The organism is Candidatus Pristimantibacillus lignocellulolyticus, from assembly GCA_023639215.1.
In the GTDB taxonomy this organism is placed as follows: Bacteria; Bacillota; Bacilli; order Paenibacillales; family Paenibacillaceae; genus Pristimantibacillus; species Pristimantibacillus lignocellulolyticus.
Window position 1 is genome coordinate 1,768,572 of record CP097899.1, and the last position, 14,924, is coordinate 1,783,495.

General features: G+C 39.1%; 15 protein-coding genes. All 15 read left to right on the plus strand.

All coding sequences use genetic code 11. From position 1 onward, the window contains the following. Positions 1-144 precede the first annotated feature (144 nt). The 15 genes from NAG76_07410 to NAG76_07480 all read left to right on the plus strand — a co-directional run bounded on the left by NAG76_07410 (position 145) and on the right by NAG76_07480 (position 14,910). Positions 145-1,233: a mechanosensitive ion channel family protein gene (locus tag NAG76_07410; GenBank protein ID URN96048.1), complete on the plus strand. Its 1,089-nt coding sequence runs from the start codon at positions 145-147 to the stop codon at positions 1,231-1,233. A gap of 163 nt (positions 1,234-1,396) precedes the next feature. Further along, the gene (upp, locus tag NAG76_07415; GenBank protein URN96049.1) at positions 1,397-2,026 is read left to right on the plus strand and encodes a uracil phosphoribosyltransferase; all 630 of its coding nucleotides are present in this window, start codon (positions 1,397-1,399) and stop codon (positions 2,024-2,026) included. 197 nt (positions 2,027-2,223) lie between these two features. Beyond that, positions 2,224-3,354 (plus strand): UDP-N-acetylglucosamine 2-epimerase (non-hydrolyzing), encoded by a 1,131-nt coding sequence (wecB, locus tag NAG76_07420; GenBank protein URN96790.1) that lies wholly within the window; start codon positions 2,224-2,226, stop codon positions 3,352-3,354. Between the two features lie 187 nt (positions 3,355-3,541). Beyond that, positions 3,542-3,769, plus strand: coding sequence for an AtpZ/AtpI family protein (locus NAG76_07425; protein URN96050.1), 228 nt, complete (start codon positions 3,542-3,544; stop codon positions 3,767-3,769). Continuing rightward, positions 3,762-4,151 carry an ATP synthase subunit I gene (locus NAG76_07430; GenBank protein ID URN96051.1) on the plus strand — a complete coding sequence of 130 codons (390 nt, stop codon included), beginning with the start codon at positions 3,762-3,764 and terminating at the stop codon, positions 4,149-4,151. The genes NAG76_07425 and NAG76_07430 overlap by 8 nt, the downstream gene beginning before the upstream one ends. Positions 4,152-4,160: 9 nt before the next feature. Continuing rightward, the gene (atpB, locus tag NAG76_07435; GenBank protein URN96052.1) at positions 4,161-4,922 is read left to right on the plus strand and encodes a F0F1 ATP synthase subunit A; all 762 of its coding nucleotides are present in this window, start codon (positions 4,161-4,163) and stop codon (positions 4,920-4,922) included. A gap of 107 nt (positions 4,923-5,029) precedes the next feature. Next, positions 5,030-5,254 (plus strand): F0F1 ATP synthase subunit C, encoded by a 225-nt coding sequence (atpE, locus tag NAG76_07440; protein ID URN96791.1) that lies wholly within the window; start codon positions 5,030-5,032, stop codon positions 5,252-5,254. 83 nt (positions 5,255-5,337) lie between these two features. Continuing rightward, positions 5,338-5,820: a F0F1 ATP synthase subunit B gene (gene atpF, locus NAG76_07445; protein URN96053.1), complete on the plus strand. Its 483-nt coding sequence runs from the start codon at positions 5,338-5,340 to the stop codon at positions 5,818-5,820. Further along, positions 5,817-6,365, plus strand: coding sequence for a F0F1 ATP synthase subunit delta (locus NAG76_07450; protein URN96054.1), 549 nt, complete (start codon positions 5,817-5,819; stop codon positions 6,363-6,365). Before atpF ends, NAG76_07450 begins: the two co-directional genes overlap by 4 nt. Before the next feature lie 15 nt (positions 6,366-6,380). Further along, on the plus strand, positions 6,381-7,895 hold the full coding sequence (gene atpA, locus NAG76_07455; GenBank protein URN96055.1) for a F0F1 ATP synthase subunit alpha: 1,515 nt from the start codon (positions 6,381-6,383) through the stop codon (positions 7,893-7,895). 136 nt (positions 7,896-8,031) lie between these two features. Further along, positions 8,032-8,895, plus strand: a complete 864-nt coding sequence (gene atpG, locus NAG76_07460) for an ATP synthase F1 subunit gamma (GenBank protein ID URN96056.1) — start codon at positions 8,032-8,034, stop codon at positions 8,893-8,895. 31 nt (positions 8,896-8,926) lie between these two features. Next, positions 8,927-10,333, plus strand: a complete 1,407-nt coding sequence (gene atpD, locus NAG76_07465) for a F0F1 ATP synthase subunit beta (GenBank protein ID URN96057.1) — start codon at positions 8,927-8,929, stop codon at positions 10,331-10,333. Positions 10,334-10,354: 21 nt separating this feature from the next. Then, the gene (locus NAG76_07470; protein ID URN96058.1) at positions 10,355-10,759 is read left to right on the plus strand and encodes a F0F1 ATP synthase subunit epsilon; all 405 of its coding nucleotides are present in this window, start codon (positions 10,355-10,357) and stop codon (positions 10,757-10,759) included. Positions 10,760-10,903: 144 nt separating this feature from the next. Then, positions 10,904-12,691: a hypothetical protein gene (locus tag NAG76_07475; protein ID URN96059.1), complete on the plus strand. Its 1,788-nt coding sequence runs from the start codon at positions 10,904-10,906 to the stop codon at positions 12,689-12,691. Between the two features lie 62 nt (positions 12,692-12,753). Further along, entirely contained in the window at positions 12,754-14,910 is a 2,157-nt protein-coding gene (locus tag NAG76_07480) for a hypothetical protein (GenBank protein ID URN96060.1), read from the plus strand. Positions 14,911-14,924 lie beyond the last annotated feature (14 nt).

The following is a 14,924-nucleotide window of genomic DNA, read 5'->3' on the forward strand; positions in this document are numbered from 1 at the left end:
ATTTAAATCGACCAGTGGATCTGTTCCACTGGTCGATTTTTGTAATCTGGGTTTGGAGATGCTACAGAGATAGATTAATATCATGATATAGACTTAATTCCATCATGAATAAGTACCACAGTACTGACGGAGGTGTGGCATCATTTGACGTGGTATGATTGGCTTAAACAAGAGTTTATAGTTGGTGAAATCATAGTTTCTATTGTAGTAGTTATCGTTGCTTGGCTCTTCAAACGTTACGTAATCAAATATATTTTTCGTATTACATTGAAACGAATGAAGAAAGATCAATTACTGCCAAAGTTGCTGTATGCTTTGGAGCCGTTAATAGGAGCTTTAATTTTATGGGGTGCTATTTATTTCGCAATTAATAATTATGTGGACCCAAATTGGAAGTACAACGTAGTACTAGATAGAATGTTTCGTAGTATTGTTGTAATTATTATCGGTATTGGAATTTATCGAATGTCGGCTTCATCATCAGAAGTGATTGAAGAGATAGCCATTTCCGCTGGCATTGAGAAAAATAGTATGATCTTGCCGTTATTATCTCGAATTGTTCGTTTACTTGTCTTAATTTTAATGATTACTCTTATTATTGCAGAATGGGGATATAGTATTAATGGGGTAGTTGCGGGTCTGGGACTTGGAAGTGTGGCCATTGCATTAGCTGCAAAAGACACAGTAAGTAATATTCTCGCAGGAATCATTATTATTTCAGAGAAACCATTTGGTAAAGAAGATTGGATTCTTACTCCTGATGTAGAGGGTTTTGTTGAAGATATCACTTTCCGAAGTTCACGTATTCGTACATTTGCAGATGCGCTTGTAACGGTTCCTAATCAGAAGCTTGTTGATCAGCCGATTACGAATTGGTCCAAGATGGGACGTAGAAGAATTACGTACCATGTACATGTAAGATTAGATTCTGATCTAGATCGCTTGCAACAAGCAATGAAGAAGATGGAAGCATACTTGGATAAGCATGAAGCGATTGATGATCGTATGGTAATGGTTCGTTTTAATGAAATTGAAGAAGGAAGTTTAGGCATATTTCTTTATTATTTTTCGAGGACGACGATATGGAAAGAACATTTGCTCGTACGTCAGGAAACGATGATTGCTTTAATTCAGATTTTACAAAAAGAAGGCATTCAACTGGCTTATCCAATACAAAGAATTATAGTAGAAAGCGCAATAGATAAAGAACCAGTTGAGCTGCTGAAGAGCTAGTGTAAAGTCGACAGTTAATTGCTGTAGATTGCGTGAACCATGTTCTAGATGTATGATAACGAATTTTGGTGCAACAAGCAGTCTTCAGTGCTATAATAAGTTGGATTATGAGCAATATTAATAAGGTTAGGAATAAAATATATACACCATTCTAGGAGGTTCCATGAGCAATTTATTTATTTGTGATCATCCGATGATCCAGCATAAGCTTACTTTTATTCGAGACAAGGAAACGAATACGAAAGATTTTCGTGAACTTATTGATGAAGTAGCTACTTTCATGGCATATGAAATTACAAGAGAAATTCCACTTCAGACGATCAAGGTTGAAACGCCAGTTGCGATCACAGATTCTAAAATTGTTTCAGGACGTATGCTTGGTTTAGTTCCGATTTTACGCGCTGGACTAGGTATGGTTGATGGTATTTTGAAATTAATACCTTCAGCAAAAGTAGGTCATATTGGGCTTGCTCGAGATCATGAAACATTACAACCAAAAGAGTACTATATTAACTTGCCAACTGATGCACAAGATAGAATGCTTATTGTCATCGATCCCATGCTTGCTACCGGCGGTTCCGCTATTGCTGCAATTAACTCCTTGAAACAACGTGGTTGTGAGGATATGAAGTTAATGTGCATTATTGCCGCTCCAGAAGGGGTGAAAGCAGTACAAGAAGCTCATCCAGATGTGGATATCTATGTTGCTGCATTAGATCAAGGTTTGAATGAAAAAGGTTATATCGTTCCAGGTCTAGGTGACGCTGGTGACCGCATTTTTGGTACAAACTGAGAGATAACTCAAATTGTCCGCTTGTGATCATGATGTTTTGCGTTGCAGTATAATCGACTGCAAATATGAAATGAACTTAGATGGGTGACAAGCGAACAATTTGACCGTTTATTGAAAGAAATACCTCAAATTAGAATTAAGCAGAAATTGATTGAAAAGTAGAATTGGAGTGGAGAAGTTTGTCTAAGTTAAAAGTAATGACAATTTTCGGGACTAGACCAGAGGCTGTAAAGATGGCTCCATTAGTATTAGAGCTACAAAAACGCGAAGATCAAATTGAGTCAATCGTATGTGTGACAGCACAGCATCGTCAAATTCTAGATCAAGTTCTCGACTTTTTCGAGATTAAACCGAACTATGACTTGAATGTTATGAAAGATAGACAGACGCTAACTGAGACGACAGTTCGTGTACTTGAAGGTCTTGATCCTGTACTTGAAGAGGCGAAGCCTGATATCGTATTAGTACATGGAGATACTCAAACAACATTTTTAGCTAGTTACGCATCATTCTTGAAGAAAATTAAAGTCGGTCATGTGGAAGCTGGACTTCGTACGTGGAACAAAATGTCTCCGTATCCTGAAGAGATGAACCGTCAGCTTGCTGGTGTATTATCTGATGTTCATTTTGCACCAACAGATTGGTCTGCGAATAATCTTCGTAAAGAGAATAAGAACGAAGAAACGATTTACGTTACAGGCAATACTGCTACAGATGTATTCCAATATACAGTTGATGAATCCTTTACACATCCTGTCATCGAATGGGCGAAAGGCAAACGTATGATTCTTATGACGGCACATCGTCGGGAATCACTGGGCGAGCCTCATCGTCATATTTTTAATGCCGTAAAACGTATTGCAGATGAGTTCGAAGATGTTGTATTCGTATATGCCGTGCATCCCAATCCAGCTGTACGTGAACCAGCTCAAGAAATTTTGGGCAATCATCCACGTATTCAGTTGATTGATCCGTTAGATGTATTTGAATTCCATAACTTCTATCCACATACTTATATGATCATGACGGATTCTGGCGGATTACAAGAGGAAGCGCCATCATTCGGTGTTCCAACACTTGTCCTTCGTGACACAACAGAGCGTCCAGAAGGTATTGAAGCAGGAACATTAGAACTTGTAGGCACAGATGAGGAACAAGTTTATGAACGTGCAAAAGCTTTGTTAAGCGACTCTGCATTATATATGCGTATGAGCCAAGCCGCGAATCCATATGGTGATGGACGCGCTTCTGAGCGTATTGTTGATGCAATTTTACATCATTTTGGCAAAATATCTGAGCGCCCAGATTCGTTCACACAACGTTCATAGTTTGCCTAAAAGATATGACGAAAGTCTGAATATACAGTATACAGTAGTACTGTACGGTTTGTAATTGAGAACATCCCTTGTCTGACAAGGGATTGCTCTCCATAATCAGCCTTATCGTTCACGGAATATTAATTGACAAACCTTCTCTTGCTTCGATAAAATATATAAGGATTGATAGGAGTGTCCTATGACAAAGCGAAAATTAGATCAGCCGCTGTATGCTGTAGGTTTGATGGGAGCAATAGGCATTAATATCGGTGCTTTTATTGTCATTGGTTATTGGATCGGCTCATATCTCAGTGAATTGACAAAGAGTAATGGTTGGGTTGTCGGTGGTGTTCTGACTGGACTTGCTATCGGGATTGGTTCAGCTATCCTTATCGTTATGAAGATGTTGGAGGGCCAAGATGGATAACTTGATGAAATCAGCTACGCGCTGGATGCTCTATTTCACCGCAGTATGTTTAATATTGTGGGCAGTCGTTCCTACATGGAAATCGGTTATGTTGGGTTTGGCTGTGGGATTAGTAGCAAGCACTATGAATGCGTTTTTATTGAGGCGTAGAGTGGCTATGATAGCAGAGTATACGATTCAAGAAGGAGCGAATACGAAGAGAAGAGGACTTGGATTTGGTAATCGTATTGCAATGGTATTACTTGTTGCTATGATTGCTATGAAATTTCCCGACACGCTTAATATGCCAGCAGCATTAGCAGGCAGTATGGTGTCTCCCTTTGTAATTCTGGTAGTAGCTTTAATTCATAATTTGAAAACAAATAATAGCGGAAAGGGGTGATATTATTATATGCATATTTTTCCAATAGTGGAACTGATGGGTATGAAATTTGACCTTTCAGCTATCATTGCTATCGTCGTTACTATGATCGTTATACTAATTCTAGCACGTCTTGCCGTTCGTAACTTGTCAGTTGAGAATCCTGGAAAAATGCAAAATTTCTTGGAATGGATTGTCGATTTCGTACATAGTACGATTGCTAGTACGATGCCGCTTGAAAAGGCGAAAAAGTTCGTATCTTTAGGAATGACGATTATATTATTTATTTTCGTAGCCAATATTCTTGGTTTACCATTCCAAATCGTAACAACAACTGACCAACCTATTTTAGGAATTACTGCTGATTATCTTACCAAACATCATGGTGAAGCTCATCTTGCTTGGTGGAAATCACCAACAGCAGATCTTTCTGTAACGTCTGGTCTTGCGATCGTTATGTTCTTCATTATTCACTTCCTAGGGGTGAAATGGAACGCGAAGCATTACTTCCAACATTACTTTAAGCCATACCCGATTTTCTTCCCAATTAATCTAATCGAGACGATTGCAAAACCAGTTACATTGGCGCTTCGTCTATATGCGAATATTTTAGCGGGTGAAATTCTAATTTCTACGATTTTGATGCTAGGTGTTTACGGGTTACCATTTATGGCGATCTGGCAAGGATTTAGTATTTTCGTAGGTGCAATTCAAGCGTTCTTATTCACAGTGTTAACGATGGTGTATATCTCGCAAGCAGCGGTTCATGATGAAGAAGAACATGCACATTAATTATTGCAACTTGCTTTGAACGTGCTAATTGGCCGTAATCAAAGTTTGTTATAAATGCTTTTCTTAAGAAATACAAAAAAAATAAGAATGATACATTCGAGGAGGATATTTTAATGTCAGTATTAGCAGCAGCTATTGCAGTAGGTTTGGGCGCGATTGGCGCAGGTATTGGTAACGGTATGATCGTTTCAAAAACAGTTGAGGGTATCGCTCGTCAACCAGAACAAAAAGCAGCTCTTCAAACAACAATGTTCATCGGAGCTGGTATCGTCGAAGTAGTACCTATCGTTGGTGTAGTTATCGGTTTCTTGGCATTCTTCAGCGATAAGTAATAATGACTAATGGCGGGGAAGGCCTAGCCCTCTTCGCCTTTGTTATGATTCAAGGCTAATATACCGAAGAAAGGAGTGCAGCTATGGCTTTTTATCCTACATCCACTGTATTTACAATTCTAGCGTTTATCGCTTTACTTCTACTATTGAATAAATACGCTTTTGGACCTTTGTTCGCAGTTATGGAGAAACGTAGACAGTTGATTCAAGAGCAAATGAATACTGCAGCATCTACTCGTCAAGAAGCTGAGGCTTCAATGGCGAAGCAAAAAGCAGCACTTGAAGAAGCACGTAAGGAAGCGTACGCAATTATTGAGCAAGCGAGAGCAACAAGCTCTATGCAAGCTGATGAAATTGTTGAATCTGCTAAAAATGAATCAGCTCGCTTGAAAGTTGAAGCACTCAAAGATATCGAGAGTGAGAAAAACAAAGCGATCTCCGCACTTCGTGCAGAAGTGGGCGGCATTTCTGTGCAAATCGCATCTAAAATCATCGAGAAACAAGTTGACGAGAAGTCTCAAGAGGCTCTTGTTGATAAGTACCTTAAAGAGGTTGGACATAAATGAGCCGCGATCTAGTGGTAGCGAAGCGCTACGCACAAGCGTTGTTCGAACTTGCATCCGCAAGCAAGGTCGTTTCTCAAGTTGAAACAGAATTAAAATTAATCGTTGATGTACTTAGTCATAACGATGAATTAAATAAATTTTTGGATTTGCCAAATGTATCTTCCGAAAACAAAGTTCAGTTATTGAAAGACTCTTTCGGTACAGATGTGTCTGAGCTTGTCTACCATACTTTACGTCTATTGCTTGAGCGTGGACGTCAGTCTCTTATTGTAAATCTGTTCGAATCTTATGTGAAAATTGCAGGTAATGCAACGGGTCAAGCTCACGCTGTAGTATATACAGCTAAAGAGCTATCTGCTGAGGAACTTTCAAATGTAGCTACTCAATTCACACAAGTAACAGGCAAAACAATTATTGCTGAGCAAAGTGTGAACCCAGCACTACTTGGTGGCATTCAAGTTCGTATTGGCGATCGTCTATACGATGGAAGTCTAGCGGGTAAGTTGGAACGTTTGCAAAAATCATTAAATTCTATAGCACTGTAGATAGGGGTGAACGAATTGAGTATCAGACCTGATGAAATTAGTACGCTAATTAAACAGCAAATTGAAAAGTATAAATCAGAAATTCAAGTCGTGGACGTCGGCACTGTTATCAATGTCGGTGACGGTATCGCTCGTGTGCATGGTCTTGAAAATGCGATGCAAGGGGAACTTCTTGAATTCGCTAACGGTGTCGTTGGTATGGCTCTTAACCTTGAAGAGAGCAATGTCGGTGTCGTTATTCTAGGACCTTACACGGATATTCGTGAAGGAGACCAAGTAAAACGTACTGGTCGTATTATGGAAGTTCCAGTTGGCGAAGAGCTACTTGGACGTGTTGTAAATCCGCTTGGACAACCAGTTGATGGTAAAGGTCCAATCAATACAACTCAATTCCGTCCGATTGAATCACCAGCACCTGGTGTTATCGATCGTAAATCTGTACATGAGCCTATGCAAACAGGTCTTAAAGCAATTGACTCTATGGTACCAATCGGTCGTGGTCAACGTGAGTTGATTATCGGTGACCGTCAAACAGGTAAAACAGCAATTGCTATTGATACAATCATCAACCAAAAAGGTACTGGCGTAAAATGTATCTATGTAGCTGTAGGTCAAAAACAATCTACTGTTGCTAACGTTGTAGAAACACTTCGCCGCAACGGTGCACTTGATTACACAATCGTTGTAACTGCTGGTGCTTCTGAGCCATCTCCATTGCTATACCTAGCTCCTTATGCAGGTTGTTCAATGGGTGAGTACTTCATGTACAAAGGCGAGCATGTACTAGTTATCTATGATGACTTGTCCAAGCAAGCTGCAGCGTACCGTGAGCTTTCCCTATTACTTCGTCGTCCACCGGGTCGTGAAGCATATCCAGGGGATGTATTCTACATTCACTCTCGTTTGCTAGAGCGTGCAGCTAAGCTAAGTGATAAATTGGGTGGCGGTTCTCTAACAGCTCTTCCATTTATCGAAACTCAAGCTTCTGACGTATCAGCTTATATTCCAACTAACGTAATCTCCATCACAGACGGACAGATCTTCCTAGAGTCTGACTTGTTCTACTCTGGTCAACGTCCTGCGGTTAACGTAGGTATTTCTGTATCCCGTGTTGGTGGTGCTGCACAAATTAAAGCAATGAAGAAAGTTGCTGGTACACTTCGTCTTGATCTTGCAGCTTATCGTGAGCTTCAAGCGTTCTCTCAATTCGGTTCTGACCTTGATAAATCTACAGTATCCCGTCTAAACCGTGGTGCTCGTACGATGGAAATTCTTAAGCAAGGTGTTAACCAACCGATGCCAGTTGAGAAGCAAGTTGTATCTATCTACTCTGCGGTAAAAGGTCATCTTGATGACATCGCAATTGAAGATATTCTTCGCTTTGAACATGAATTCCACGCATTCCTTGATAGCAGTCGCCCAGAAGTGCTTGCTTCTATCCGTGACACGAAAGATCTTGTTGCTGATAACGAGAAAGCTCTTGTTGATGCTATTAATACGTTCAAAAAAGGCTTTGCCGCTTCAGCGTAATTGCTCTAACGGCTTAAGTTCGAAATATATGCTATATCTGCGTAATAATTATAGCTGTCTACACTTGGCTTGCTAGGTGTAGACCCCTTACCAAGCTTGGCTAAAGCACCGAGCACAAGAAGGCGGGTGAAATGAAATGGCAAAAGGCATGCGTGAGATAAAACGTGAGATTAAAGGTAAGCAAAGTACAAGACAAATTACGAAAGCTATGGAAATGGTTGCTGCATCTAAGCTTAGAAGAGCGCAAGAGGCTGCAGTAGCTGCTAGACCATATGCTGACAAGTTGTTAGAAGTAGTTAATAATATCGCTTCTGGCACGAAAGGTGTTCGTCACCCGATGTTAGAGTCACGTCCAATCAAAAAGACGGGATATCTTGTTATTACTTCCGACCGTGGTTTGGCTGGTGGTTACAATGCCAACCTCTTACGTAAAGTAACGCAAACAATTAAAGAAAAGCATAAGTCTTCTGAAGAGTATGTTATTTTCGTCATTGGACGAAAAGGACGCGACTACTTCCGTCGTAGACAAATGCCAATACTTGAAGAAGTAATCGGATTATCTGATTCTCCTGCATTTGGCGATGTGAAATCTATAGCGGCTACAGCAGTTAATAAGTTCTCAGAAGGTGCTTATGACGAACTTTATATTTGTTACAATGAATTCGTTAATGCATTAACTCAAATCCCAACAGAAACTCGTCTTTTACCATTGGAAAATGTTACAGACAGTAAAGCAGCGGTTTCTTCGTACGAATATGAGCCTTCTGCTGAAGGAGTTCTTGAAATTCTTCTTCCGAAATATGCAGAAACACTTATATACAGTGCTGTACTAGATGGTAAAGCTAGTGAATTTGGTGCTCGTATGACGGCAATGGGTAGTGCAACGAAAAATGCTACGAAGATGATTAACCAATTGACATTAACGTATAACCGTGCACGTCAAGCGGCAATCACGCAAGAAATAACTGAAATTGTTGCAGGAGCTAACGCACAATCTTAAGTTCATATATGAGGAACCAGGAGGGAAAGCAATGAAAAAGGGACGCGTTGTATCCGTCATGGGTCCGGTCGTCGATTTAGAGTTTGAACGCGGTCATCTGCCACAAATTATGAATGCTGTAACAATCAATCATAAGGCAGAGGCTGGTAGTGTAGGTATTAATCTTACACTTGAAGTTGCCGTTCACCTAGGCGATAATCTAGTTCGTGCAGTAGCGATGAGTACTACTGACGGTCTAGTTCGTGGTATGGAGGCTGTTGACACTGGAGCAGCTATTACAGTACCTGTAGGTACTGCTACTCTAGGACGTGTATTTAACGTACTAGGTCAACCAATTGACGAAGCTGGCGATGTTGTATCTAAAGTGAATCTTCCAATTCACCGTCAAGCACCGAAATTCGATGAGTTGTCTACACAATCAGAAATTCTTGAAACAGGTATTAAAGTTATCGATTTGCTTGCCCCTTATTCTAAAGGTGGTAAAATCGGTTTGTTCGGTGGTGCCGGCGTAGGTAAAACTGTAACAATCCAAGAGCTTATCAATAACATCGCACAAGAACATGGCGGTATTTCTGTATTCGCTGGTGTAGGTGAGCGTACTCGTGAGGGTAACGACTTGTACCATGAGATGAAAGATTCCGGCGTTCTTGCAAAAACTGCGATGGTATTCGGTCAGATGAATGAGCCTCCAGGTGCACGTCTTCGTGTAGCTTTGACAGGTCTTACAATGGCTGAGTATTTCCGTGATAATGAAGGTAAAGACGTACTTCTGTTCATCGATAATATCTTCCGCTTTACACAAGCGGGTTCTGAAGTATCAGCACTACTTGGTCGTATGCCGTCTGCGGTTGGTTACCAACCAACACTTGCAACGGAAATGGGTCAATTGCAAGAGCGTATTACTTCTACTAACAAAGGTTCTGTTACATCAATTCAAGCGATCTACGTTCCAGCCGATGACTATACGGATCCGGCTCCTGCAACGACATTTGCCCATCTTGATGCGACAACTAACCTTGAGCGTAAAATCTCCGAAATGGGTATTTTCCCTGCGGTAGATCCGCTTGCTTCATCTTCTCGTATCCTAAGCCCTGAGGTTCTAGGTGCAGAACATTACAACGTAGCTCAAGGCGTGAAGAAAATTCTTCAAAGCTATAAAGAGCTTCAAGATATCATTGCAATCCTTGGTATGGATGAGCTTTCTGATGAGCAAAAATTGATTGTATCGCGTGCGCGTAAAATTCAATTGTTCCTATCTCAACCATTCCACGTTGCTGAACCGTTTACTGGTCTTGCTGGTAAATACGTTCCAGTTAAAGAATCAGTTCGTAGCTTTAAAGAAATTCTCGAAGGCAGACACGATGACCTACCTGAGGAAGCATTCCGTTATGTAGGTGTAATTGAAGAAGCCGTGGAGAAAGCCAAAACGCTAGTATAGCGAAGGGCGGGAGGAATCCACATGAGTACGTTTCTAGTTGAAATCGTAACGCCTGAGCGTAAAGTTTATGCGAAAGAAGCAAGTTTAGTGACGGTAACTGGTGTTGAAGGTCAATTAGGTATTATGCCTAACCATATTCCACTTGTTACACCATTGAAAATTGCTCCTGTTACCATAAAACGCGATGGTGGTATAGATGAAATCGCCGTAAATGGTGGCTTTGTTGAAGTGCGTAAAGATAAAGTAGTTATTCTGGCTGAAAGTGCTGAAATTGCCGAAGACATTAATGTCGAACGTGCAGAAGCAGCGAAGCAACGTGCACAACAGCGCCTTGCTCTTTCGAAAAGTGATGAAATTGATTTCCGTAGAGCAGAGCTAGCATTGCAACGTGCGATGAACCGTCTGCATACAAAACATATTAAATAATAAAGCTGATTGTCCGTTCGGAACTTCCGAAATGGACAATCAGTTTTTTTGTTATGCCCTGAGTATTTAAGGTAATAGGTAGCTTGTTATTAGTGAAGTATAGTAATATATGTAGTGACTGTTATTCAATTGAGGTGAGACAAGTTGGCAATGTTTTCGCAAGAGGTGTGGCTTCTACCTATTTTATATATTGTTTCTTTTATAACCATTATTACTATAGGCAAAAGCTTGAAACAGGGTGGAGCCTTTGTTAACGCATTATTTGCTATGCTCGCATTTGGATTGTCGATTATGGTGCTCATTGAGAGATTACAGCCAAATACATTAGACTATAGTTTTCATCTAGACTGGTTGGTTATTGGTGAAGTTTACTATACGGTAGGTTATGAGATTACGAACCTTACTTCATGGTTGCTAACACTAGTATCAGGAATATACTTCCTTATACAGATCATTATGTTGCAAAAGAAAAACCAAGTGCTTGGAGCTTCCATATATGCTTATATGAGCTTATTGATGTTCGCTTTAAGTGGATTGTTATTGGCTGATAGTATATTTAGTTTCTATATATGCTCTGTACTTGTCAGTATAAGTGTATATCTAATGCTAGCTCATACTAGTTTTGATTGTAATAAGAAGTTAATCTGGCGTTATATATTATCTCAGATTGTTGCACATACATCACTATTAGTTGTTATTGTCGTATTGTACTGGTATATGCCTGATCAATCATTACAATTTACAATGTTGCAAAATGTATTTAATGGTCAAGATGAGCATATTACAGAAGCGATGCATTTCTGGTTATCAATTTCCGTTCTAGCTAGTGTTATATTTTTCGTAGGTGCATTCCCATTTTTGAACTGGCTGAAATTAGTTCGATACCAACCACCTATGCTTCAATTACTTATTGCGACATTAGGTTTTATTATTGTTCCTATATATACTCTTATATCTTTTTCTGAACTGGTCATATCATCACCAATTATCGTTACGTTATGTGCGTGGTTAGGCTTATTATTCGTGCTGTGGTGTACAGTTCGTTTATTAGTTCATCGCAATAATGAAGGATCTTATTATATTCAAATGAATATTGGACTATTGTTATTTGCTTATGGGCATGACGCATATGGATTTATGGTGGCACAACTTACGATTTGGCTACTTGCAATTATTATCATATATACAACGATGTTACGACATAATAGCATTATCATTTTTGGCGCGTTTATAATTGCTGTCTTAACATTAGTGGGTGCCCCACCGCTCAGTGGGTATTGGTTGCAACAATGGTTAGTTACATCGCTATATACTGAAAATCCGATCTGGTTCATTCTATCTTTATTGGTATTATTAAGTTCTACATTAAGTTCCACTGTGTTTTTCGTGCGATATTGGAAGCAAGCAAAGCAGCTATCTAAGCAACAGGGTAAGCAGACAGAAAACCTATCGTGGCATGTTGTAATAGCTATTGTTGTTCCAGCCATTATGCTAGTGTTTTTTGGGTTATTCTGGTTATTAAAAAATGGAACTATTCATTATTGGCTATTTGGACAACGACTTGGAATGGAAATACAACCGCTACCTATTCTTTTAAGTATGATCTTTATAAGTATAGGAGTAGCTTTAGGTTGGTTATATAGTGAACGAATGAGTGAATCAGTAGAAAAACGCTTCCTATCTATAGAAGATTCTATTCATAAAATTTCTCAAAATATAAGAGATCAAATCATTCAATTGGGTTCATTCGTAACACAATGGCTTGTATCACTAGAAAATATGATATTCCAATTATGCACCGTTTGGTTATTGTATCCTTTACGTAGAATAAGTCATATGTCAGCTCATACTACAGTGATACGTTCTACAGTTTGGATGATCGTTATTGTTAGTATCATTACAATACTATATACACTTATTGGGAGGGGATAACACTGGTTCAACTGGTTCTATTAAGTTTAATTGTTATCCCGATCATTGGGGTTATTGTGCTCATGTTACTACGTCGTTGTTCATTACGCATTATTCGCCTTACAGCAATCTCCATATTGTCACTGCCAATCATCATTATTTTATTATTAATTTATGAAATATCACGTAATCATTCATTAGAGTTATTTACGATGTCACTCGATAGTCTTTCTATATTACCGAATAAACAGACATCAATACTTGTACAATTAGCATTAGGGATAGATGCGGTAACGTTGTGGATGATGTTGTTGGCTACAATTATTATTATGCTTACAGCACTTGCTGGTGTCTACGTTAAGAAGCGTCAGAAACTATTTTATGGACTAATTATGCTTAGTGAGAGTGTTGTATATATACTCTTTATGGCTAGAGATGGGATGCTACTTATTAGTACCATCGCTATCTTTGCAATGATTATGTTCTTTTTTATTGGTATTTGGGGGCAAGAGGGAAGTAGCATTGTTGCAAGGAAATTTGCTACATGGCAGTTAGTAGCTTGTGTCTTATTGATGATTAGCTGTTTACTGCTTACAACATTACAGCATAATGACAGTAACATGGAATACCAATTGTCATTAACGAATGAAGCTAGTTATATAATTCAGGAGCAATTATTAGATGAGCAGCCAGAGCAAGAGCTGATTAGACAAGCTGCGTTTGTATTATTTATTATTGCACTAATCTGTATGATTCCAATGATAGGAGTACATCACTGGTTCATCGAGTTATTTCAAAAAAGTCATATCATCGTGCTAATGCTGTATTGTGGAACGTTGTCGATTTCAGGTTGGTACGTACTTTATAGAATCGGTAGTATTTATTTCCTTGACTTGTTAGCATCACTTAGTGAAGGACTACTGTGGGTACTAGCTATACAGTTTTTATTTGCAAGTATGTTGTTATGGAAGCAACAACATCTTAGAGGTTGGCTTGCTTATGGGGCGTGGGGGCAATTATCCCTTATAGGAATACTTATGCTCACATTATCCGAGCAAGGCTTAACGATATCACTAGTACACTTATTATCCTTCATGGCAATAAGCGCGCTATTGTGCTTCTTAATAGCAGCCATAATCGAACGAACGGGTACAGATTACATTCCCGTATTAAATGGTACATTGAGAAATCTTCCTTTTCTTGGCGGTAGCATAGTAGTTGCCATGTTTGCGTGGTTAGGTATTCCAGGATTTTCACACTTCTTTGGTACGGTTCATGCCGTAATTTTGACGTTTTCTACTAGTCGTTGGATTAGTGTTCTAATAGCACTTGGTGTCATATCCATTATGTTATTTGCAGTTCAAATGTTATACAAGTTACAAAGAGGAAAAACAGATGAAGCTTATCAGCAACTGAAAGATATGCGCTTCACAGAAGCAATCCCCAATATTGTTCTGTTATCTGTTATTATTTTGCTTGGATGTTATCCAATTGTTATTGTTGATATGATTGAATTAGAATTACATACCGTGTATTCCATGTGGAAACCTATAATAGATGAAGTTCCATGGGATATAGGATCGATCGCTTCGATATGGACAAGAGCTGGAGAAACGTTCAATGTTGTTATTGTGTTTTCGTTACTTATGATGTTTGCAATCGGCATAGCTAGTCGTAAACATCATCGAATATCTGTTATTTTATATTGGCAGTCATTGTTTCAATTACTGGCATTTGTTGTTATTATCGCTTCGGAATTTAAGACAGGAAATACTATATATTGGCTAGATCTTGTACGTTACGTGGTTGTGTATACGGTATTACTAATAGCAACAATAATCGCGGTTCGTAGTTTCAGCCAGCCGTTAAAAGATCATACCATATCTTCATGGAATGGCTTATATTATCGGAATCCTCGATTTGCTTTATTAATGCTGTTGCTTATCGTAAGCTGGATGGCATTACCTTTTACTTCTGCGTTTCAAGTGAAATTTACTGCCATTAATCATTGGCTAGCGCAGGAAGAGTATGGTTTATTAACGATATGGATAGTGGCTCATCTATTAATGATGAAAGTTTGGCTGGAATGGCTATGTGCACTATATATCGTAAGTGATACGAAGCAGGCATCCGCTCGAATGAAATTACATTCTAATGGAACTACGACTTTGATATCTCGTAATAATAGTATTATTTTATTATGTTGCTGTATCGTTCTAATCGCTTTATGTTTTGCATAATAACGTAGTTTCAA